The 19,775-nt window shown below is 65.2% G+C and carries 23 protein-coding genes and 1 pseudogene; 7 read left to right on the forward strand and 17 right to left on the reverse strand.

The features are described from left to right. The first annotated feature begins 90 nt into the window (after positions 1-90). The gene (locus tag EJ073_RS18610) at positions 91-723 is read left to right on the forward strand and encodes an HAD family phosphatase (RefSeq protein WP_126057044.1); all 633 of its coding nucleotides are present in this window, start codon (positions 91-93) and stop codon (positions 721-723) included. An 82-nt stretch (positions 724-805) separates the two neighbouring features. Here EJ073_RS18610 and EJ073_RS18615 read toward each other — a convergent pair whose 3' ends face one another. The 8 genes and pseudogenes from EJ073_RS18615 to ureC form a co-directional block, all read right to left on the reverse strand. Further along, complete coding sequence (locus tag EJ073_RS18615) at positions 806-1,573, reverse strand: class II aldolase and adducin N-terminal domain-containing protein (RefSeq protein WP_126057045.1); 768 nt, start codon at positions 1,571-1,573, stop codon at positions 806-808. 77 nt (positions 1,574-1,650) lie between these two features. Then, positions 1,651-2,283: an urease accessory protein UreG gene (gene ureG, locus EJ073_RS18620; RefSeq protein ID WP_126057046.1), complete on the reverse strand. Its 633-nt coding sequence runs from the start codon at positions 2,281-2,283 to the stop codon at positions 1,651-1,653. After that, a complete protein-coding gene (locus EJ073_RS18625) occupies positions 2,280-2,720 on the reverse strand; it encodes a DUF3995 domain-containing protein (protein ID WP_126057047.1) in 441 nt (146 codons plus the stop codon). Before EJ073_RS18625 ends, ureG begins: the two co-directional genes overlap by 4 nt. Continuing rightward, entirely contained in the window at positions 2,717-3,406 is a 690-nt protein-coding gene (locus tag EJ073_RS18630) for an urease accessory protein UreF (protein ID WP_189347805.1), read from the reverse strand. The genes EJ073_RS18625 and EJ073_RS18630 overlap by 4 nt, the downstream gene beginning before the upstream one ends. Then, complete coding sequence (gene ureE / locus EJ073_RS18635) at positions 3,375-3,974, reverse strand: urease accessory protein UreE (RefSeq protein WP_126057049.1); 600 nt, start codon at positions 3,972-3,974, stop codon at positions 3,375-3,377. Before ureE ends, EJ073_RS18630 begins: the two co-directional genes overlap by 32 nt. Continuing rightward, positions 3,971-4,576 carry a glutathione S-transferase family protein gene (locus EJ073_RS18640; RefSeq protein WP_126057050.1) on the reverse strand — a complete coding sequence of 202 codons (606 nt, stop codon included), beginning with the start codon at positions 4,574-4,576 and terminating at the stop codon, positions 3,971-3,973. Before EJ073_RS18640 ends, ureE begins: the two co-directional genes overlap by 4 nt. 60 nt (positions 4,577-4,636) lie before the next feature. Next, a pseudogene (locus tag EJ073_RS18645) lies at positions 4,637-5,230 on the reverse strand (hypothetical protein). A 464-nt stretch (positions 5,231-5,694) separates the two neighbouring features. Then, a complete protein-coding gene (gene ureC, locus EJ073_RS18650) occupies positions 5,695-7,410 on the reverse strand; it encodes an urease subunit alpha (RefSeq protein ID WP_190233866.1) in 1,716 nt (571 codons plus the stop codon). Positions 7,411-7,574: 164 nt separating this feature from the next. Between ureC and EJ073_RS18655 the strand changes: the two genes are divergently transcribed. Continuing rightward, a complete protein-coding gene (locus EJ073_RS18655; RefSeq protein WP_126057052.1) occupies positions 7,575-7,946 on the forward strand; it encodes a hypothetical protein in 372 nt (123 codons plus the stop codon). Positions 7,947-8,075: 129 nt separating this feature from the next. After that, on the forward strand, positions 8,076-8,567 hold the full coding sequence (locus tag EJ073_RS18660; RefSeq protein WP_126057053.1) for a hypothetical protein: 492 nt from the start codon (positions 8,076-8,078) through the stop codon (positions 8,565-8,567). A gap of 44 nt (positions 8,568-8,611) precedes the next feature. Here EJ073_RS18660 and EJ073_RS18665 read toward each other — a convergent pair whose 3' ends face one another. From EJ073_RS18665 to EJ073_RS18685, 5 genes are read right to left on the reverse strand one after another with little or no spacing between them, the layout of a single operon-like run. Beyond that, positions 8,612-8,917, reverse strand: coding sequence for an urease subunit beta (locus EJ073_RS18665; protein WP_126057054.1), 306 nt, complete (start codon positions 8,915-8,917; stop codon positions 8,612-8,614). Next, positions 8,914-9,519 carry a HupE/UreJ family protein gene (locus tag EJ073_RS18670; RefSeq protein ID WP_126057055.1) on the reverse strand — a complete coding sequence of 202 codons (606 nt, stop codon included), beginning with the start codon at positions 9,517-9,519 and terminating at the stop codon, positions 8,914-8,916. Before EJ073_RS18670 ends, EJ073_RS18665 begins: the two co-directional genes overlap by 4 nt. Before the next feature lie 37 nt (positions 9,520-9,556). Further along, a complete protein-coding gene (locus EJ073_RS18675; RefSeq protein ID WP_126057056.1) occupies positions 9,557-9,811 on the reverse strand; it encodes a DUF1272 domain-containing protein in 255 nt (84 codons plus the stop codon). A gap of 10 nt (positions 9,812-9,821) precedes the next feature. Next, complete coding sequence (locus EJ073_RS18680; RefSeq protein ID WP_095805092.1) at positions 9,822-10,124, reverse strand: urease subunit gamma; 303 nt, start codon at positions 10,122-10,124, stop codon at positions 9,822-9,824. Positions 10,125-10,152: 28 nt separating this feature from the next. Beyond that, positions 10,153-10,995, reverse strand: a complete 843-nt coding sequence (locus EJ073_RS18685) for an urease accessory protein UreD (protein ID WP_189347637.1) — start codon at positions 10,993-10,995, stop codon at positions 10,153-10,155. 202 nt (positions 10,996-11,197) lie between these two features. On the opposite strand from EJ073_RS18685, the gene EJ073_RS18690 reads away from it, so the two are divergent. The 3 genes from EJ073_RS18690 (at position 11,198) to EJ073_RS18700 (ending at position 13,520) form a co-directional block, all read left to right on the forward strand. Further along, positions 11,198-11,452 carry an acyl carrier protein gene (locus tag EJ073_RS18690; protein WP_126057058.1) on the forward strand — a complete coding sequence of 85 codons (255 nt, stop codon included), beginning with the start codon at positions 11,198-11,200 and terminating at the stop codon, positions 11,450-11,452. A 4-nt stretch (positions 11,453-11,456) separates the two neighbouring features. Next, positions 11,457-12,665: a beta-ketoacyl-[acyl-carrier-protein] synthase family protein gene (locus EJ073_RS18695; protein WP_126057059.1), complete on the forward strand. Its 1,209-nt coding sequence runs from the start codon at positions 11,457-11,459 to the stop codon at positions 12,663-12,665. A 150-nt stretch (positions 12,666-12,815) separates the two neighbouring features. After that, complete coding sequence (locus EJ073_RS18700; RefSeq protein ID WP_126057060.1) at positions 12,816-13,520, forward strand: glutathione S-transferase N-terminal domain-containing protein; 705 nt, start codon at positions 12,816-12,818, stop codon at positions 13,518-13,520. A 29-nt stretch (positions 13,521-13,549) separates the two neighbouring features. Here the strand turns inward: EJ073_RS18700 and EJ073_RS18705 are convergent, their stop codons facing one another. From EJ073_RS18705 to EJ073_RS18720, 4 genes are all read right to left on the reverse strand, one after another. Beyond that, a complete protein-coding gene (locus EJ073_RS18705; protein WP_126057061.1) occupies positions 13,550-13,870 on the reverse strand; it encodes a hypothetical protein in 321 nt (106 codons plus the stop codon). Between the two features lie 99 nt (positions 13,871-13,969). After that, positions 13,970-14,590: a nucleoside triphosphate hydrolase gene (locus EJ073_RS18710; RefSeq protein ID WP_126057062.1), complete on the reverse strand. Its 621-nt coding sequence runs from the start codon at positions 14,588-14,590 to the stop codon at positions 13,970-13,972. 82 nt (positions 14,591-14,672) lie between these two features. After that, entirely contained in the window at positions 14,673-15,779 is a 1,107-nt protein-coding gene (locus EJ073_RS18715) for a hypothetical protein (RefSeq protein WP_126057063.1), read from the reverse strand. Positions 15,780-16,104: 325 nt separating this feature from the next. Continuing rightward, a complete protein-coding gene (locus EJ073_RS18720) occupies positions 16,105-18,021 on the reverse strand; it encodes a methyl-accepting chemotaxis protein (protein WP_126057064.1) in 1,917 nt (638 codons plus the stop codon). A gap of 535 nt (positions 18,022-18,556) precedes the next feature. Between EJ073_RS18720 and EJ073_RS18725 the strand changes: the two genes are divergently transcribed. Next, positions 18,557-19,444, forward strand: a complete 888-nt coding sequence (locus EJ073_RS18725) for a D-alanyl-D-alanine carboxypeptidase family protein (RefSeq protein ID WP_126057065.1) — start codon at positions 18,557-18,559, stop codon at positions 19,442-19,444. Positions 19,445-19,775 lie beyond the last annotated feature (331 nt).

The following is a 19,775-nucleotide window of genomic DNA, read 5'->3' on the forward strand; positions in this document are numbered from 1 at the left end:
CCTGGAATGGGGACGGCGGCAAAGGAAGGCCTGCTTGACGGTTTATCTCGGCACGCAAACCGATTATGGGGATCGGCAAAGGAGCCTTGCATGACGCCGAAAGCGGTTTTCTGGGATATGGACGGGACGCTGGTCGACAGCGAGCCGTTGCACGAGGCGGCCCTGGTGGCGGCGCTGCGCAGCGTCGGCATCGCGCCGCCGATCAATCTGCACGAGCGTGTGCTGGGCGTCGCCGCCTGGCCGGTCTACGAAATGCTGCGCGACGAATTCGGGCTCGACCTGCCCTTCGACGACTGGATCGTGCGCAAATACGATCACTATCTGCCGCTGGCCGAGACGCTGAAGCCGCGTCCGGGCGCGATCGAGATCTTCAACGAATTGCGCGAACGCGGCGTGCAGCAGGCGGTTGTCTCCAATTCCGACCGGCTGATCGTCGATGCCAATCTGCGTGCCGTCGGCCTGATCTACCCCGGCATGAAGACGATCAGCCGCAACGACGTGCGCGAAGGCAAGCCGTATCCCGAGCCGTTCCTGCGCGCCGCTCATCTGGCCGAGGTCGATCCGGCGCAATCCGTCGCGGTCGACGACAGCCTGACCGGCGCCATGGCCGGCCTTGCGGCGGGCATGCGGACGATGTTCTGGCCGGAAGCGCCGATGGCTGGGCCGCCGGGGGCCGTGGTGATCAACAGCGCTGATGAATTGCGGACGCAATTAGGGCTCTAAGCGAACTCGCAAACATCGGCACCGCCCTTCATCCGCCTGCCGGCGCTTGTCCCCGTGAACGGGGAGAAGGGAGAATGGCGGCTCAGTTCCGGTAGACCGGTTCCTGCTCGTCGAGGATCGCCTTCAGCTCGGCGAGATGGCGTTCGGCCTGGCCGGGATAGTCGTTGGCTTCAGCCGCGGTCTTCTCGGCGATGGCGTCAGACAGGGTGCGCAGCGGACGGCCGGTCCACAGCGCCTTGATGTAGGTCTCGGCGGCGCGCTCGAAATAGAACATGCGGTTGAAGGTGTCGGCGACAGTGTCGCCGATGACCAGCACGCCGTGATTGCCCATGACCATGACCTTCACCTTGGGATCGGTCAGAAGCTGCGAGCAGCGCTCGCCCTCCTCCTCGAAGGCCAGCCCGCCATAGTTGGCGTCGACGACATGGCGGTTGAAGAAGGTGGCCGAGTTCTGGTCGATCGGCGGCAGGGTCGAGTCGGCCAGCGAGGCGAGCACGGTGGCGTGAATCGAGTGCACATGCATGACGCAGCGCGCGTGCGGCACGTTGCGATGGATGGCGCCGTGCAGGCCCCAGGCCGTCGGATCGGGCGCATTGGGGCCGGAAAGCGTATCGGGATCGTTGGCGTCGATCAGCAGCAGGTCGCTCGCCTTGATGCGCGAGAAATGCACCTGGTTGGGGTTCATCAGGAATTTGGTGCCGTCCTCGTTGACGGCCAGCGAGAAATGGTTGGCCACCGCCTCATGCATGTTGAGCCGCGCCGTCCAGCGGAAGGCGCAGGCGAGGTCGACGCGCTCCTCATAGAAGGGCAGATTGCTCAGCGGTTCCTTCTGCAGGCGGGCGATGCTCATCGAAAATCCTCCGGTTTTGGTGACAATGCCGCGCCCAATGGCGGCCAGCAACGGGAAAGTGCTGGCGCAAACACCGTTCAGGCGGCCGGGCGCGCCGATTGCAACCCGCCATGCTCGACGATGAAGTCGATCACCTCCCGCAAGCCCTTGCCGCGCGACAGGTCGGTGAAGCCGAACGGCCGCTTGCCGCGCATACGGGCGGCGTCGCTTTCCATCACGTCGAGGTTGACGTTCACATAGGGCGCCAGATCGCTCTTGTTGATGATCAGGAAATCGGAGCGGGTGATGGCCGGCCCGCCCTTTCTCGGGATCTCCTCGCCCTGGCAGACCGAGATGACATAGAGGGTGAGATCAGCAAGGTCCGGTGAAAAGGTGGCCGCGAGATTGTCGCCGCCGGACTCGATGAAGATGATGTCGAGGTCCGGAAATTTGCGGTTCAGTTCGGCGATCGCCTGCAGATTGATCGAGGCGTCCTCGCGGATAGCGGTGTGTGGGCACCCCCCCGTCTCGACGCCGACGATGCGCTCCTCCGGCAGCGCCTGCAGCCGGGCCAGCATCATGGCGTCTTCCCTGGTGTAGATGTCGTTGGTGACGACGGCGATGGAGAAGTCGTCGCGCAGCGCCTTGCAGAGCTTTTCGGTGAGCGTCGTCTTGCCGGAACCGACGGGACCGCCGATGCCGATGCGAAGGGGACCGTTGGCCTGGGTCATGCGGAAAACTCCGTGATGGCGAGGATTGCGAAGCCTGCCCCGATCAGCAGGCAGAGCGGCGAATAGTAGCTGACGTCGAGCCGCGCGAAAGGCTGTTCGGGCGCCAGCCGGCGCCACCATGGCGTGAAGCCGGCAATGCCGCGCCCGAGGAAAACCAGCGCGATGAGCAACGAGGTGGCGGCGAGGCCCGCCTTGGGAAAGGGCGAGGCAAAGACGCCCTCAAGCGCCAGCGGCCAAAGCGTCGCCAGGCCAAGACAGGCGGCAACGGCAAAGCTGGCGCCAGGCGACGGCATCTCGTCGACGCCGCGGAAGCCGACGACGGCACGGGCGCAGGATTTGGCATCCGTGCCCGGCCAGATGCCGCCAATGCCCCAATAGACATGCAGCGCGGTGATGATGAGCAGGACAAGGGAAAGCGCGAAGGCGAGCACGATCATGAGCGGAACAACCGGGAATATTGGGTTTCGTGACGCATCGCCATGACGTCGGAAACGAAGGCGCAGCCACCGAGATCGTCGAGCGTGGAGGCGGCGGCGCGGGCGGCGGTGGTAAGCGCAAGCGGCTCAAAGCCGGCTAACAATGCGGTGGCATCGACCTGGCCGACGACGCCGAGCCGGATCGCCGCCTGAACGAGGTTCGAGAAGAAGGTTTGCAGGAAGGCAGAGAGCGCGTCCGGCAGGCCAATGCCATTGCCGCCGGCGACGGCGCCGACCGCGACGCAGTAGGGGCAATCGGCCGGCAGGCGCCCCAGCACCGGGCTTGGCCAGGCCGAGGCAGCCTTGAGGAAGGCAGCGCCCTGCAGCATGGTCTCGGCATGGCGCTCGCGCGAACCTGCCAAGGCCTCGGCGAGAGCGGCGATCTCGCCGAGGTCGCCACTGTCGCGGGCGCACCGCCAGCTTTCGGCAAACAGCACGGCGTCGTTCCAGCCCGAACCCATCTCGACCAGCGTGTCCAGCCAGGCGGCAAGGCTTTGCCTGTCGGCGACCAGACCGTCCTGCACGGCGCGCTCGAGGCCATGGCTATAGGAGAAGCTGCCGACCGGAAAGGCCGGCGACAGCCACGCCATCAGCCGCAGCGGGGCGATGCCGGGCTCAGTCATGGTGGTGATGGTCGTCGTCATCATACGAATGGGAATGACTGTGCGCGTGGCTGTGAGTATGCTCGCCCTGCGCATGGGCATGCGCTTCGGCATGGCTGTGCGCGTGGCCATGATCATGGCCGCCATGGCCGGAATAGGCGCCGCGCACCGGCTTGAACGGCTCGGAGACCTCGCGCACCGTTGCGCCCAATCCCTCCAGCATCGCCTTGATGACATGGTCGCGCAGGATGAGGATGCGCTCCGCCTCGATCGCGGCGGCGAGGTGACGGTTGCCGATATGCCAGGCGAGTTCGGTGAGATGCACGGAGTCGCGGGCGCGGATGTCGTAGACGTCCTCGGGTGCCGCGACGATTTCGAGCTGGCGGCCGTCCTCCAGCACCAGCCGGTCGCCATTGTCGAGCGCCACCGGCTCCGGCAGGTCGACCAGCACCTTGTCACCGCTCTCCGTCTCGATGGCGCGGCGGCGCAGATGCCGCTCGTCATGGGCAAGCACGGCCCTGGCGTAGGGCGCGATCGCTCCGGCCTTGTCCGCTGCGAGAACGGAGATCGCGCGCGGGAATTTGGTGAAGTCGGTGTTGATGTTCAGTTTCATCTCATGGCTCCGCCATTAGCTTGCGCCCGCGCGCGGGGGGGACGCGACAGCACGCGCTCGAAATAGGCGTCGACGCGCTCGGACTCGATCGGAAACCGGCCGGCGCGAGCCCAGCCACCCATGTCGCCGAGCAGCACATCGACCGCGGAAAATCGGTCGCCGAGCGCGAAAGGCTTGTCGCCAAGCCGCCGGTCGAGCGCCTTGACCTCCGCAGCGAAATCGTGGGCGGCGGCGGGGCCGACATCGACGCGGACTTCCTTCGGCAGAATGAAGCGGTGGCGCAGCTTATTCCACAGCGGCGCCTCGAATTCCGACTGGGCGAAATGCATCCAGGAATCCATCTCGGCGCGGCCGGCGAGACCCGGATTGGCGCCCATGCCTTTGTCGGCATGCTTTTCGGCAAGATAGACGCAGATCGCCGCGGAATCGGTGACCTTCAGATCGCCGTCGATCAGGATCGGCACCTTGCCGGAGGGGTTGAGCGCGTAAGCTTCGGGCGAGCGCAGCTTGACCTCGACGAATTCATAGGGCTGCCCGAGCTCCTCGAGCATCCACAGGACGCGGCTGACCCGGGACCCGCGCGATCCGACGGCCTTGTACATGGCTCTAAACCTGCCTTTCCAACGAAGCGTAGCTCATCCAGTCCATCCGCCCAATGGCGCTCAGACGATGGTGTCGAAGAGCCGCAGGATGAACGATACCTGATAGATCAGCGTGACGGCGACGAAGGCGATGTGGAAGCGGCGGTCGCGCACCATGATGGCCGCGATGCAGAGCCCGACGAAGACCGGTGTGCGGATCAGATATTCGTGGCCGTAGCGGGCGAAATGCTCCTCCCCCTTGAGCAGCGTGTCGATCACGTCGAGCAGATAGGTGGTGCCCAGCAGGCCGAAGAACCAGGCGCGGCGCGAATAGAAATAGTCCTCGTAGCTGGTGTAATCGAGCATCGAATCCGGAAACAGCAGCGCGCAGAGCAGGAACAGCGTGACGGCATAGAAGATGATGAAAAGATATTTGCCGAAGGTCTAGGTCTCCAGCGCGTAGAGGCCGAACTCCCACCACCAGAAATGCACCAGCAGCAATAGCATGGAGCCGACCCAGGCCAGATGCACCGGATAGAGCCGGTACTGCCCGGGATGCTGGACGAGGCGGGCGACTCCCGACAGAAGCCGGGTCACGCCAAGGCCGATCACCATGCCCATGACGATGCGGATATGCGGGAAGACGTCGTGCGGAGAGGCTATTTCGGTGGGCATGCCTGATCACGTTGCCACTTGTCGTGAGCCGCATATTGCGGCGTACCTTTAAGAGCCGCCAACGGACTTTGTTGCTAGCAGTAGCCGGAGTGAGAAAAGGTCATCTCAGCGATCTTGCCCTTTTCATCCACGCAATAGTTGGCAGCCATGATGTTAATGCAACCCTCGACGCGTCGAAGCCACATGGTGCGCACCTCGCATTGACCTCCAGCTTTGGATTGTCGCAGAACCGGTGGATTGCTCGCTAGCCTAAAAGCCGAACTGCCGGCAAACCATGTTTCGAAGGCTGCCGCGTTTGAACCTGTCGGAAACTTGCGCTCTGCTTCCAATTTCAAAGTCGCATATTCGGCGCGGAAGGCCCACCGGCTCTTTCAGATATCCGCAACCGCCCAGACAGCCGAGGACAACAAAGGCTAGCACGAGGGATTTGCGGGTTTGGCGATTGCCAAGAAGCGCTGATCTTTTCAAAACAGGAAATACCGCTGCGCCATCGGCAGCACGGTCGCCGGCTCGCAGGTCAGCAACTCGCCGTCGGCGCGCACCTCGTAGGTTTCCGGATCGACCTCGACGTGAGGCGTGGCGTCGTTGAGCACCATGGAGTGCTTGCCGATGCCGCCGCGCGTGTTCTCGACCGCGACCATCGCCTTGTCGACGCCGAGCCTGCCTTGCAGGCCGGCATCGAGCGCGGCCTTCGAGACGAAGGTCACCGAGGAGTTGGTGAGCGCCTTGCCGTAGGCGCCGAACATCGGCCGGTAGTGCATCGGCTGCGGTGTCGGGATCGAGGCGTTGGGGTCGCCCATCGGGGCGGCGGCGATCGAGCCGCCGACCAGCACCATCTCCGGCTTGACGCCGAAGAAGGCCGGGTTCCACAGCACCAGATCGGCGCGTTTTCCGACCGCCACCGAGCCGATCTCCTTCGACAGGCCATGCGCGATGGCCGGATTGACGGTGTATTTGGCGATGTAGCGGCGGACGCGGAAATTGTCGTTGTCGCCGGTCTCCTCAGGCAGCGCGCCGCGCTGGCGCTTCATCTTGTCTGCCGTCTGCCAGCAGCGGATCGCCACCTCGCCGACGCGGCCCATGGCCTGGCTGTCGGAGGAGATGATCGAGAAGGCGCCGGTGTCGTGCAGGATGTCTTCGGCCGCGATGGTTTCCTTGCGGATGCGGCTTTCGGCGAAGGCGATGTCCTCGGGGATCGATGGCGACAAATGATGGCAGACCATCAGCATGTCGAGATGCTCGGCCAGCGTGTTCACCGTGTAAGGCCTTGTCGGATTGGTCGAGGACGGGATGACGTTGGGCAGGCCGCAGACCTTGATGATGTCGGGCGCATGGCCGCCGCCGGCGCCCTCGGTGTGGAAGGCGTGAATGGTGCGGCCCTTGATCGCCGCGACGGTGTTCTCGACGAAGCCGGACTCGTTCAGCGTGTCGGTGTGGATCATCACCTGCACGTCATAGGCGTCGGCGACCGACAGGCAGCAGTCGATCGCGGCCGGCGTCGTGCCCCAGTCCTCGTGCAGCTTCAGCGAACAGGCGCCGGCAAGCACCATCTCTTCCAGCCCTGCCGGCAGCGAGGCATTTCCCTTGCCGGACAGGCCGATGTTCATCGGGAAGGCGTCGAAGGACTGGATCATCCGCGCCATGTGCCACGGGCCCGGCGTGCAGGTGGTGGCCAAGGTGCCATGCGCCGGACCGGTGCCGCCGCCGAGCATGGTGGTGATGCCGCTCATCAGCGCTTCCTCGATCTGCTGCGGGCAGATGAAGTGGATATGCGCGTCGAAGCCGCCGGCGGTGAGGATCTTGCCCTCGCCGGCGATGATTTCGGTGCCGGGGCCGATGATGATGGTGACGCCGTCCTGCATGTCCGGATTGCCGGCCTTGCCGATCGCCGCGATGCGGCCGTCCCTGAGGCCGATGTCGGCCTTGAAGATGCCGGCGGAGGCGTCGATCACCAAGGCGTTGGTGATGACGGTGTCGACGGCGCCTTGCGCGCGCGCCACCTGGCTCTGGCCCATGCCATCGCGGATCACCTTGCCGCCGCCGAATTTCACCTCCTCGCCGTGGAGGGTGAAATCCTTCTCGACCTCGATGATCAGCTCGGTGTCGGCAAGCCGCACCTTGTCGCCGACTGTCGGGCCGTACATCTGCGCATAGGCGGCGCGGGTAATTCTAGCCATCAGCACTTGCTCCCGAAAAGCGGCCCGATCGAAGGCGGGCTCCACATTGGCGCCACCCTATGGTCACGCAATGACCCGCTGGGCGACACCTTGTGTTCCCATTTGGCGGTTGAGGTGGGCGAGTCACCCCGAAACGACCGTTTGCCAAATCGATGGAAGGAAAATCCATGCGCAAAACGACACTTCTGGCGGCCGCCGCTGCCGCGATGCTGGCGAGTGCCGCCAGCGCCCAGCAGCAGCCTGCACCGCAGCCCGCGCCGACCGCTCCCACGGCGCCCAGCGCGCAGCCGGCCGTGCCGACGATCCAGAGCGTCAATATCGTCGACATCACCGAACTGCCCAAGGACACCCAGACGCAGGTCAACCAGGTGATCGCCGAGCGCGGTGAAGCCGGCCTGCAGAAACTGCGCAGCTCGATCGACGCGACGCCCAAGGTGAAGTCGGCGCTGGAAGCCAAGGGGCTCACCTCGGCGCAAGTGATCGCGGCCAGCATGAACACCGATGGTGCGCTGACCCTTATCACCAAGAAGGCGAGCTGACGCCGTGTCGTGGCGGGCCGGCACCTGGCCCGCCCATGGCATTAGAGAGGGAACCTTCGCCGGGCGGGAGTCGTTTCGTTCTTTTCGCGCTGCACCGCGTCCCGAAACGATCCCCCTCAGGAGCGAGCGATGGCGATCAACCCCTGTCCCGCTACAAGGCTGCAAAGTGCTGCCGCCATGGCGCTGCTGCTGGCAACGGCGCCCGTTGCCGGACTGAAGGCGCAAGGGCTCGAAAACAAGGAGACGGTCGACCGGATCGTCGGCTCCGAGGTCAAGCAAGAAGAGACCAAGACCACCGACGAGGCCGGCAAAGTCGCCACCGCGATCGACCGGACGCGCGAGAACATCGGCGCGGTGCGAAAGACCTCCAAGCTCGACAAGGTCGATATCGTGTTCCTCACCGACGCCGCGCGCAGCGAAGGCGGTCCGCCGCCGGTGATCGAGAGCAAGATCGAGCAGCATCGGGACGACATCGCGGAGCTGCGCAAGGAGATCGAAGCCAACGCGCTGCTGTTCAACGCCATCGATTCGCGGCGCGTGCAGGCAGAGGACGTCGTCGCCGTCGCCTTCGACGATCCGGGTAAGGTCGTCATTTATGCGGCGGCCAAGCCGCCGGGCTGAGCCGGAAGCGCGGAATGGACCGACAGCTCCAGGCGCCATCGACCTCACAGCTTGCCCATCACCTTCTGCTGAAAACCGTAGACCTCGCGCTTGCCGCCGAGCGGCACCAGCGTGACGTCGCGCTCCTGCCCCGGCTCGAAGCGGATCGCCGTGCCGGCGGCAATGTCGAGGCGCATGCCCCTGGCGGCCTCGCGGTCGAATTTCAGCCCTTCATTGGTTTCGAAGAAATGATAGTGGCTTCCGACCTGGATCGGCCGGTCGCCGCTGTTGGCGACTTTCAGCGTCAGCGTCGGCAGGCCCTTGTTGAGCTCGATATCGCCTTTGGCGGTGATGACTTCGCCGGGGATCATCGCCAACCCCACAGGACGCCGAATACGAGGCCGACGGCAACCGCCGCGCAAGCCGCGCCGGCGGCGCGGGCAAGGCTACGAAAGCGTGACCCGAGGCCGAGCGCGGGGGCGATGCCGGTGGCATGAAGCAGCGCGGTGGCGACGGCAAAACCTGCGATGTATTCCAGCCCGCCCGCGTTTTCGGGCACTTCAGTGCCATGGGCGTGGCCATGGAACAGCGCGAACAGGCCGATGATGGCGACACCGGCCGAGACAGGCAGGTCAACCGCAAGTGCCACCAGCAGGCCAAGCGCCACGACCGAGGCAAGAATGCCCGGCTCGACGAAGGGTACGGGCACCTGCATCATGCCGAGCGCGCCGCCCATCAGCATGACGCCGATGAAGGCCAGTGGCCACGCCCATATCGCCTTGCCGCCCTTGAGCGCCGCCCAGAGACCGACCGCGATCATCACCGTCATGTGGTCGAGGCCGGACAGCGGATGCATGAAGCCGGCGGCGAAGGACGAGGTCGTGCCGACTCCGACATGGGCATAGGCGGGCATCGCCGCCGCCAGCAGCATGACGGCAGTCAGCGTGGTGCGTTTCGTCGAAGCTGAGATCATCGATATATGCCTTCTCTTATGCCTTCTCTGGGGACGGTCAGGCGGCCACGCGGGGGCCGCAGCCCTCGGCCTTGAGCACGCGTTTGGTGGAAGCCGGGTATTTCTTCAGCATGGCCGCCGGCCGGATCGGCCGCGCCGTAAAATTGCCGCCGCAGTTCGGGCAGACGCCGCCGAGCACGTTTCCGGCGCAATCGGCGCAGAATGTGCATTCGAAGGTGCAGATCAATGCGTCCGTCGCCTCCGGCGGCAGGTCCCTGTCGCAGCATTCGCAGTTGGGGCGCAGCTCCAGCATCTTTTCCTCCTCAGCGTATCGGCTCGTGCACGGTCACCAGCTTGGTGCCGTCGGGAAACGTCGCCTCCACCTGCACGTCGTGGATCATCTCGGCGATGCCGTCCATCACCTGCGCGCGGGTGACGACATGGGCGCCGGCCTCCATCAGCTCGGCGACCGGGCGGCCGTCGCGGGCGCCTTCGACGACGAAGTCGGTGATTAAAGCGATCGCCTCCGGGTGGTTGAGCTTGACGCCGCGCTCCAGCCGCTTGCGCGCCACGATCGCCGCCATGGCGATGAGCAGCTTGTCCTTTTCCCTCGGCGTCAGGTTCATGCGTCTTCCCGGATTGGCGTATTCAGCTTCAGAGTGACCATAATTTGGGCAGGCCCGCCCGTCCGTTGAGCAATTCGACAAGCGGAACCAGCCGCTTGCGGAGCCGGTAGCCGTCCTCGGCGAACAGCCTCGCAAGAAGCTTGCCAGATTGGTTGACGGTCCAGACGCTGGCGCCGCCGGCATCGCCGATGATGGCGCGCGCCGGATCGAGGAAAGCCTCCGCCTGCGGCGAGACCATCAGCAGCGTCGCGACCGCGGCGGCGCCGCCGGCGACGGCGGGCCGGCCGAGCGCGGCTGCGATATCGGGTCCGATGCGGAAATCCTCGGCGTGAATGAGGGCGTCGTCCTGGCGGACACGCCAGCGGTCGTGGAAATTTCCCTGTGTCGTCCTTTCGCCCATGGCCAGGCGACCGAAGACGGTGGCCTCCAGCAGCAGCGCCTCGGCGTCGGCGGCAAGCTCTACGTCGAGGCTGCGGGCGAAAGCCGCCCGGTCGAAGACGATGGTTTCCTGCGGCAGCCAGGCGAGGCGGCCCGCTTCGCCAACATCGAGCTTCACCCGGATTTCGGCGCGGTCGGATGCGGCGCGATAGACCTTCTCGCAGGCCTGGGTGGTGATCGAGGCCGAAGCGCCGGCGCCGACTTGCACCTCCCAGGCGAGGCGGTCGCCGCCGGTCAGGCCGCCGGCGGTGTTGATCAGCACCGCCTCGAGCGGGTCGGCGGCGGTGGCCGGCATACGGATCTTGGCCGATCCATCCTGATAGAGGCGCTCAAGACGCGTACGGCCGCCCTTGTTGCCGCAGAAAAGCCTGGCTCGCCCCGCAACACGTTGCGCAGCCGGTGCTGAAGTCGAAACAGGGTTCATCATGTTCATGCCGCCAACGTTAAGCACTCCGGCGGCTTTGTCGATATATAGCTTGTTGCTTGACAGCGTTTCGGTTTCTATAGAGGGAGCCACCTTGGAATGGTCATGCAACGCCAGGCGGGGCATGAAGCGACGTCGACGAAGCGAATCCGGGGATAAAGGGGCGCTGGACAGTTGGCGTCGGGAAACGACAAAGTGGGGAAGAGACCGAATGGCTGATCAGCTGGCGACGGAAATCATCGCGAAGATCAAGGCTCATGCCGAGCCGGGCGGCGAAGAGATCACCACCAACACCGAACTGACCGCGCTGGGCATCCATTCACTGGAATTGACCGAGATCATCTTCGATCTCGAGGAACAGTACGGCATCGAGATCGAGATGAACACGGTCGATGCCTGGAGCAATCTGAAGAATGTCGGCGACATGGTCGAGGCGGTTCGCGCGCTGATCGCGAAAAAAGCCTGACCGCATGCTGAAACGCGTCGTCATCACCGGCATCGGCGGGCTTTGCGGCCTTGGCACCAATGCCGCCGCCATGTGGAGCGAAATGCGCGCCGGCCGCTCGGCCATCGGTCCGATCGATAATCCGCTGCTGCACGACCTGAAGGTCAAGATCGGCTGCGAGATCAAGGAACTGCCGGAGCACGGCATCGACCGCAAGCAGCTCGTGTCGATGGACCGTTTCAGCCTCCTGGCGGTGATCGCGGCGCGGGAAGCCATGCAGCAATCGGGATTGGCCACGCATGCGGACAACACCTACCGGATGGGTGCGGTCGTCGGCGTCGGCGTCTGCGGCTTTGAGGCGATCGAGGAGAACTATCGCGCCATCCTGATCGAAAAGAAGAACCGCGCCGGCATCTTCACCGTGCCGAAAGTGATGCCGGGCGCAGCCGCCGGCCAGGTCAGCATGAATCTCGGCCTGCGCGGACCGGTCTTCGGCGCCACCTCGGCCTGCTCCTCGGCCAACCACGCAATCGCTGCGGCCGTCGACCAGATCCGGCTCGGCCGCGCCGACGTCATGGTCGCCGGCGGCACTGAAGGACCACTGGTGTGGGGCGTGCTGAAGGGCTGGGAAGCGCTGCGCGTGCTGTCGCCCGAGACCTGCCGGCCGTTCTCGGCCGACCGCCAGGGACTGGTGCTTGGCGAAGGCGCCGGCATGGCGGTGCTGGAAAGCTATGACCACGCGATGGCGCGCGGCGCCACCATCCTTGCCGAAATCGCCGGCGCCGGCCTCTCCGCCGACGCCTCCGACATCGTCGCGCCGACCATCGAGGGACCGGAAGCGGCGATGCGCTTCTGCCTTGTCGACGCCGGCCTCAATCCGGAGGATGTCGACTATCTCAACGCGCACGGCACCGGCACCAAGGCCAACGACCAGATCGAGACGGCGGCGATCAAGCGCGTCTTCGGCGAGCATGTGCGCACGCTCTCGGTCTCCTCGACCAAGTCGATGCATGCGCATTGCCTCGGCGCCTCCGGCGGGCTGGAAATGATCGCCTGCGTGATGGCGATCCGCGACGGCATCGTGCCGCCGACCGCGAATTTCCGCGAGGCCGACCCGGATTGCGATCTCGACGTGACGCCGAATGTCGCGCGCGAACGCAAGGTGCGCACAGCGCTCAGCAACAGTTTCGCCTTTGGCGGCACCAATGCGGTGCTGGCGTTCAAGGCGGTCTGATAGCGTCGATCCCTGCCGGCTCATTTTTCGTTGACGGTCCGCCCCGCGCAACCGTGGCCGGCATATTGATCGAGGCGGACCCCGCGCCTAATTTTTGGCGACCCGCCACGACCCCGCCGTTCAGCGTGCATTCCCGTCCAGGAGCCTTCGATGACCGACCTGTCCGCCTTTCCGATCGCCAAGCGCTGGCCGGCCAAGTACCCCGAGCGCATCCAGCTCTATTCATGGCCGACGCCCAATGGCGTGAAAGTATCGATCGCGCTGGAGGAGATCGGCCTGCCCTACGAGCCGCATCCGGTGAATATTGGCAAGAACGAGAGCTGGACGCCGGAATTCCTGTCGCTCAACCCCAACGGCAAGATACCGGCGATGATCGATCCGAACGGCCCGGGCGGAGAGCCGATTGGCCTGTTCGAATCCGGCGCCATCCTGCTCTATCTCGCCGACAAGACCGGCAAGCTGATTCCCGCCGATCCCATCCGTCGCTACGAGACGATCCAGTGGGTGTTCTTCCAGATGGCGGCAATCGGGCCGATGTTCGGTCAGGTCGGCTTCTTCAACAAATTCGCTGGACGCGAGATCGCCGACAAGAGGCCGCTGGAGCGCTATCGCGACGAATCGCGGCGGCTGATCGGCGTGCTCGAAACCAGGCTCAAGGGCCGCAGCTGGATCATGGACGACGACTACACCATCGCCGACATCTCGATGCTCGGCTGGGTACGCAATTTGATCGGCTTCTACGAGGCGCGCGAGCTCGTCGGCTTCGACGATTTTCCGATCGTTGCGGCATGGCTGGAGCGCGGATTGGGGCGCCCGGCGGTGCAAAAGGGACTCACCATCCCGGCAAGGGGCTGATCCAGCTCGCCTGGAAGCGATCTCTCCGCCTACTTCGCCTTGGCTTTCGCGCCACCCTTGCCAATCACCGAAGCCGCGAGCCGCGCTGTGGCGGCCACCGCGCCGGTTGCAATGCTTGCCACGGTGCGGATCGGGCCCGACTTGGCGGCCGCCGGCTTGTGCGACTTCGGCGCCTTCACGGCGGCCTTGTGCACCGCGCCCGGCACCACCTTCTTGGGCGCCGCCTTGCCGAAGGCTGGCTTGGCATCCTTCGAGCGCTCGGCGATTGCCGGGCCGGCGCCGGTTTTCGCTTGGGTGGCCTTGCGCGGAGCTGCCTTGCCCTTGACGGGTTTTCTTGTGCTGGTAGCCATCGGACGAGTCCTTCAAACGACACAATCAGGATGTCGGCATAACGACCGGAAAGTCTTAAGGTTCCGCTCGGAAATTGCTGCAAATTGAACGAGTTCGCCTTAGCCCGGTTCGCCGATGACGAGATCGGCGACCCGCCGCCGGGCCAGCACGCGATCGATGTTGGGCATGTCGTTGGAGGCGATCCAGGCGCGGGCGTCCTCGTCGGAGCGACCATGGCCGCGCCAGCGCTCCATCAGGCGGCGCTCGAGCTCGCCCCGCGGCACGTCGACGAAGATGGTGAAATCGAACAGAGGCGCCAGACGGGACCAAGGCTCCTCGTCGAGCAGCAGATAATTGCCCTCGACCAGGATGAACTTGGTGTCGGCGCCAATGATTTCGGCCGCGGCGCGCGACAGTTCCATGCTGCGGTCGAACACCGGAATGGCAATGTCCGGCTCGCCCGAACGGATGCGCTTCAGCAGCGTCTCGAAGCCGCCGAAATCGAAGGTTTCCGGGGCGCCCTTGCGCCAGCGCAGGCCACGGCGGTTGAGCACGATATCGTCAAAGTGGAAGCCATCCATCGGCACGACTTCGGAAGCGCCTTCCGGCAGCAGGTCATGCAGCCTGCCGGACAGGGTCGACTTGCCGGCGCCCGGAGGTCCGGCGATGGCGACGATGAAGCGCTTGGCCTTGCCGGCGCGCTTGAAGATGGCGGCTGTGATATGGGCGATCTCGGACATCGGCGCCTTTCCGGTAGCGATTTTCGGCCACATCTTGGCGGCAGTCGGCGGAAATTTCAAACCCGCGCGGGATGCCCGGCGCTCAGGCCGGAACCGAGCGGCCAAGGCGCAGGAAATCCCCGTCGAAGGCGATCTCCCGAACCGTGCCGTCGGCACCGGCGATGCGCATGTGATCGCGCGCGGTCTCAAAGTCGCGCGGCGGCTCGCCGTCAGAGAAAGGCACGGCGCCGATGACGTGGCGGAAGGAAACGCTGCGGCCTTCGGCAAGCGCAAAGGCGGTGGCGACGCCTTCGCGCTTCAGCCAGTTGTCGCCGAGCGAGGCGGCATGGCCGACCGCGGCGCGGCCGTCCTCGATGCCGAGCACGCCGAGATGGCGGCCACTCCACGGCGCATAGTCGCGGCCGCCATTGCTGAACCACAGCATGGTGATGGGCAGTTCGGCCGCGTTTTTCAGCACCAGAACAAGATCCTGCTCGGCATGGCGCGCCAAAGCCGTCCAGCCCGGCCCGCCATGATCGGCCTCGACCAGCGTCAGGAAATCCTCGCGCCTGTCCTCCATGCGGTAGTCGGTGAGATCGGCGGTGCCGCCAGCGGCGGTGGGAAAATGCCGGAGATCGGCGGAGCGTGCAGGATAGGCGAGCAAGAAACGGCCGCGCGCCGGGTCGGGCTCCAGCGGGTCGGCCGGACTCGCCGCGTAGCGTTTCGGCGAGAAGGCGAGAGACCCGCCACCGCGCATCACCGTCATTGGATGGTGGGCGACGGAAATGGCGCCGGCGCCGCCGAAAAAGACATGCTCCTGATAGAGGAAGGGGTGGTTGTCACGCAGCGTCAGCACCTTGTCGACGCTGGCACCCATGACCTTGCGGCGCAGCCGGAAGCTGGCGCGCCAGCCATCGCTGATGGCGCTATCTTCAACCAGGTCCCAGGCGCTGTTGGCCGGCCAGCCATGCAGCGGCGCCTCCTCGACATCGGCGCGCGAAAACGGCGCGCAGAGGAAATCGCCAGAGAGCCGTACCGTGCCTTCCGGCAGGTCTTGCGGCAGGCTCTCGCGCGGCGCGCCGACCCAGGGCGCGCGATGCAGAGGCTGCAGGCGGCGGCCGTCGGCCTCGACCGTCATGTCGGCGATGTGGCCGACCGCAAGGTCGAGCGTGACCGAAATGCCCTTTGCCTTGATCGTGACCGTATCCATGCCTGTCACCCTCGCGAATCTTTGGCGCCAGCAAAGCCCGCGTGGTGTGCGAAGTGCAAGCGCTGCGAAAGGCATTTTGCATCAGAATGGAAGTCGGCGCCGCCCCTCATTGCCCTGCCGGGCATTTCTCCCCGTATAGTGACGGGGAGAAATGGGCTGGCCGCAGCGCCGGTGCCCTCCTGCAGCGTTGCTGATTGGCGAAACCGGCGATGAGAGCGCCCCTCTCCCCGTCACTATACCGGGAGAGAATGCCGGCAGGCAGGTGAGGGGCGGCGCCAACGTTAGAAAGGGTGCGGTAGGTTGAGACGCTACAAACGGGCCGCCCCTACTGCCTTTTATACTCCCTGACCGGCGACTTGGTGCCATCCGTATAGGTCACCTGCACCGACATCGACTTCACGCTGTCGGCGACCTTGAAATAGGGCTGGTAGTCGTAGGGGATGGCGTAGGGGTCCTTCTTGTCGCAGGGCGGCATCTTGATTTCCTTGTCGGGGGCGGCGCCGTCCAGGCCGTAATGCACCTCCTTGATGGCGCAGCGGTAGGACAGCATTTGCGTGAAATAGACCAGGCCGTTGTTGCCGCCGGCGTCGAAGGCGATCCACGAGGTCCAGAACTGGTCGAGGATCTGCTTGTCGCCTTGCTGCAGCGCCGAGTCCGGATCGAATCTTATGGCGAACGGGCCGGTCTCGCGGCCCCTGATGTCGAGATATTTGATGCCGATCGTGGTGGCCGTGGTGCTGTCCGGCAATTCGAAGCTCGAATTGGGCATCGGCTTGCCCGTCCGCTGGTCGTTCATCGCCATCAGCCCGGTGTCGGTGAACGGGCCGGTCTCGCCGAGGCGCCAGGAAATGCCGGTCGCCGCCTCGGGCAGCGAAATGGTGATCGTCCAGCCGGCATTGGAGCGCATCGGCGTCAATGTCGGGGCGAAGCGCTGCGGATCGAGCACGTCGCCGACGGCGGCCAGCCGGCTGCGGCTGCGCTCCAGCCAGTCGGCGAGCTCCCTCTGGTCGACGAAATATTTGAGCAGCCCGCCATCCTTCTCGTAGGAGACGAACTTGGTCAGCGCCTCGGCCTCGCTGCGCTTGTCGGACAGCGACTGGCTACCGAGGCGATCCTCGGAAAACTCCTGCGCCAGGAGGAAATAGGCAGGCGCATAGTCGGGATGGGCCGCTATGAAGGTGTTCAGCTTGTCGAGACGCTGGGCATCGTCGAACTGCTCGAGATGGACGAGCTTGATCGCCGACGCCTTGGCCTTGTCGGCCAACTGGCCGAACACCTCGCGGGCGCCGGCCTTACCGTCCTGGACCCGAAGCAAGGTGGCGAAGCGCGTATAAGGGTCGATGGCGTCGACATCGAAGTTGGCGAAGGCGAGATAGGACCGCCTGGCGTTGAGCATGTCGCCCGACAATTCGTAGACGCGGGCATTGTGATAGTACTCATCGGGACGCTTGGGGTCGGCGATCGCGCCGCCCTGCGCGGCGAGCGCGGCAAAGCCCTTGGCGATGGTGTCGATGGAAGCGGCAATCTGCTCGGTCGTCGCCTGCAGCTTCTCGGCCTGCGCGGCCGCCTGCTGCTGGCCGGCGGCCAGCGTGTCGGTGGTCTGCTTGACCGCCTCGACCGCCTTCTGGGTTTCGGCGCCCTGCTCGGTCTGCTGTTTCTGTGCCGAGGCGATCTCCTCGGCCTTCTGCGCGACGGTGTCGGTCGATTGCTTGACCGCCTCGACCGCCTTCTGGGTTTCGGCGCCCTGCTCGGTCTGCTGTTTTTCGGCGGCGGCTATCTCCTGCGTCTTCTGCGCCACCGTGTCGGTCGATTTCTTGACCTCCTCGACCGTCTTTTGCGTCTCGGTGACCGTCCTTTCGATCCTGGCGACCTTTTCGGAGACGATGCCCAGCGACTGCTGCAGCTCGGCCACCGCCGGCACCAGAGTGGCGATGATGCCGTTCTGCGAATTCGTTTCCTGCTGCACGGTGTAGACGCCGCCGGCGATCGCCGCCGCACTTGTGGCGAAGATCAGCGCCGGCATGGCCTTGGTCGCCAGCACAAGCCTCAGCACGATGGCGATGGCGATGATCGCGGCCGCAACGGAAGCGACGAGCGCGATATAGGCGGCGAACGGCCCGAGCGGGTTGAGCACGTCCGACACCGCGCCGCTGACGAAAGCGACGCTGCCGGCCCATTTGCCGGTGCGGCTGAGCGATGCCCGGATAAGAGATGGTGCGGCGGCGCCGATGTCACCTGTCATGTCGATCCCCCAAACCAAATCCGCGCGCATGGTAGCAGCGCGGCCCCGCCGGGAAAACAGGACAGCAAGCGGGCGTTTTCGGGGCGGTGGGGTGTGGGAGGTGTCTACCGACGAAGTGATAGCTACGAGCGGCAAGGTATAGCGCCGCTCGCGCAGGAATCGCCAATTTGCCGATGTTGGCGCCGCCCCTCATTGCCCTGCCGGGCATTTCTCCCCGTATAGTGACGGGGAGAAAGGGGCTGGCCGCAGCATTGGCGCCCTTCTTGCAACGTTGGTGATTGGCGAAACCGGCGATGACAGCGCCCCTCGCCCCGTCACTATACGGGGAGAGGGTGCCGGCAGGCAGGTGAGGGGCAGCGCCGGCTTTGGTGTCGTTCCGAGCCCGTCGCCACCCTTAAGCTGTTGAGACAGCTTTGAGACCCCCGTTAACCAGTTGGACGCAGCAATCGGCTTAGGCTAGGGTCCGGCCCTCTCAGCAACAGCCGGATTCGACTTGCGCCTGTCCGACCCTTTCCCGCTCCTCCAGAAGATCTTGATGGCGTTCGCGCTGCTGGCGATGGTCGCCGGCTGCACCACCGTCGCGCCGCCCGACAGTGTATTGGGGGTGCCGGCGCAGCCGCAGCGCTATGCGGCGATCGTCGTCGATGCGCGCAGCGGCAAGCAGCTGTTCGAGGTCAATTCGACGGCGCAGCGCTATCCGGCCTCGCTGACCAAGATGATGACGCTCTATCTGCTGTTCGAGGCGCTGGAGAGCGGCCGGGTGAGCAAGGAGACGCAGATCCCGGTTTCGGACAATGCCTCCCGGCAGCCGCCGACCAAGCTGCGCTTCAGGCGCGGCGAGACGATCGACGTCGATTCCGCCATCCGGGCCATCGTGGTCAAATCGGCCAATGACGTGGCGGTGGCGGTCGGCGAATATCTCGGCGGCTCGCAGGACCAGTTCGCCGCCATGATGACCACCAAGGCGCGAAGCCTCGGCATGACGAGCACCTCCTTCCGCAACGCTTCGGGCTTGCCCGACGGCAGCCAGATGACGACGGCGCGCGACATGGCGGTGCTGGGCATGGCGCTACGCAACCGCTTCCCGCAGCATTTCCACTATTTCTCCGAGAGCGACTTCATGTTCCGCGGCCGGCTGGTGCGCGGCCACAACGACATGCTCGGCCGGGTGCGCGGCGTCGACGGCATCAAGACCGGCTACATCAGGGCCTCCGGCTACAACATCGTCACTTCCTACAATGCCGACGGCCGCCAGCTGATCGTGGTGGTGATGGGCGCCGAAAGCGCGCGCCAGCGCAACGACCATGTCGAGGCACTGATCCAGCGCAGCCTTTCGCCGATGGCGGCGGATGCCAAGACAAGGCTGATGTATGCCGGGCAGCAGCCGACGGGGTCGGCGCTTCCCGGTTTGCCAGAACCGTAAAAGCTTCGAAACGCCGGCCCGAGGCACCCCCCTCTGGCCTGCCGGCCATCTCCCCCTCAAGGGGGAGATTGGATGTCGCGTCGGGTTTCGCCAACCTCCAACGTCAATGAGGGGCGCGGCGCCAAGGCTGCCGATCTCCCCCTTGAGGGGGAGATGTCCGGCAGGACAGAGGGGGGGCGCGAAGGATCACCACCGATCTCAACCTTGCGCCGCCGCATTCCGCGACCAAGTCACAGCCCGCACCACCCCCATCACAACAACTTGTTCGGTCACACCAGTTACACAGTCGCGATGGATATGCCGCGCCGGCTTGGCGTATCGTATCGCAGAA

Origin of the sequence: Mesorhizobium sp. M4B.F.Ca.ET.058.02.1.1, assembly GCF_003952505.1 — a bacterium.
GTDB lineage: Bacteria > Pseudomonadota > Alphaproteobacteria > Rhizobiales > Rhizobiaceae > Mesorhizobium.

Excerpts from the sequence above, each read along its gene's own strand:
- EJ073_RS18610 (WP_126057044.1), top strand. The coding sequence starts at position 91 with ATGACGCCGAAAGCGGTTTTCTGGGATATGGACGGGACGCTGGTCGAC.
- EJ073_RS18615 (WP_126057045.1), bottom strand. The coding sequence starts at position 1,573 with ATGAGCATCGCCCGCCTGCAGAAGGAACCGCTGAGCAATCTGCCCTTC.
- ureG (WP_126057046.1), bottom strand. The coding sequence starts at position 2,283 with ATGACCCAGGCCAACGGTCCCCTTCGCATCGGCATCGGCGGTCCCGTC.
- EJ073_RS18625 (WP_126057047.1), bottom strand. The coding sequence starts at position 2,720 with ATGATCGTGCTCGCCTTCGCGCTTTCCCTTGTCCTGCTCATCATCACC.
- EJ073_RS18630 (WP_189347805.1), bottom strand. The coding sequence starts at position 3,406 with ATGATGACGACGACCATCACCACCATGACTGAGCCCGGCATCGCCCCG.
- ureE (WP_126057049.1), bottom strand. The coding sequence starts at position 3,974 with ATGAAACTGAACATCAACACCGACTTCACCAAATTCCCGCGCGCGATC.
- EJ073_RS18640 (WP_126057050.1), bottom strand. The coding sequence starts at position 4,576 with ATGTACAAGGCCGTCGGATCGCGCGGGTCCCGGGTCAGCCGCGTCCTG.
- EJ073_RS18655 (WP_126057052.1), top strand. The coding sequence starts at position 7,575 with ATGCGCAAAACGACACTTCTGGCGGCCGCCGCTGCCGCGATGCTGGCG.
- EJ073_RS18660 (WP_126057053.1), top strand. The coding sequence starts at position 8,076 with ATGGCGATCAACCCCTGTCCCGCTACAAGGCTGCAAAGTGCTGCCGCC.
- EJ073_RS18665 (WP_126057054.1), bottom strand. The coding sequence starts at position 8,917 with ATGATCCCCGGCGAAGTCATCACCGCCAAAGGCGATATCGAGCTCAAC.
- EJ073_RS18670 (WP_126057055.1), bottom strand. The coding sequence starts at position 9,519 with ATGATCTCAGCTTCGACGAAACGCACCACGCTGACTGCCGTCATGCTG.
- EJ073_RS18675 (WP_126057056.1), bottom strand. The coding sequence starts at position 9,811 with ATGCTGGAGCTGCGCCCCAACTGCGAATGCTGCGACAGGGACCTGCCG.
- EJ073_RS18680 (WP_095805092.1), bottom strand. The coding sequence starts at position 10,124 with ATGAACCTGACGCCGAGGGAAAAGGACAAGCTGCTCATCGCCATGGCG.
- EJ073_RS18685 (WP_189347637.1), bottom strand. The coding sequence starts at position 10,995 with ATGAACATGATGAACCCTGTTTCGACTTCAGCACCGGCTGCGCAACGT.
- EJ073_RS18690 (WP_126057058.1), top strand. The coding sequence starts at position 11,198 with ATGGCTGATCAGCTGGCGACGGAAATCATCGCGAAGATCAAGGCTCAT.
- EJ073_RS18695 (WP_126057059.1), top strand. The coding sequence starts at position 11,457 with ATGCTGAAACGCGTCGTCATCACCGGCATCGGCGGGCTTTGCGGCCTT.
- EJ073_RS18700 (WP_126057060.1), top strand. The coding sequence starts at position 12,816 with ATGACCGACCTGTCCGCCTTTCCGATCGCCAAGCGCTGGCCGGCCAAG.
- EJ073_RS18705 (WP_126057061.1), bottom strand. The coding sequence starts at position 13,870 with ATGGCTACCAGCACAAGAAAACCCGTCAAGGGCAAGGCAGCTCCGCGC.
- EJ073_RS18710 (WP_126057062.1), bottom strand. The coding sequence starts at position 14,590 with ATGTCCGAGATCGCCCATATCACAGCCGCCATCTTCAAGCGCGCCGGC.
- EJ073_RS18715 (WP_126057063.1), bottom strand. The coding sequence starts at position 15,779 with ATGGATACGGTCACGATCAAGGCAAAGGGCATTTCGGTCACGCTCGAC.
- EJ073_RS18720 (WP_126057064.1), bottom strand. The coding sequence starts at position 18,021 with ATGACAGGTGACATCGGCGCCGCCGCACCATCTCTTATCCGGGCATCG.
- EJ073_RS18725 (WP_126057065.1), top strand. The coding sequence starts at position 18,557 with ATGGCGTTCGCGCTGCTGGCGATGGTCGCCGGCTGCACCACCGTCGCG.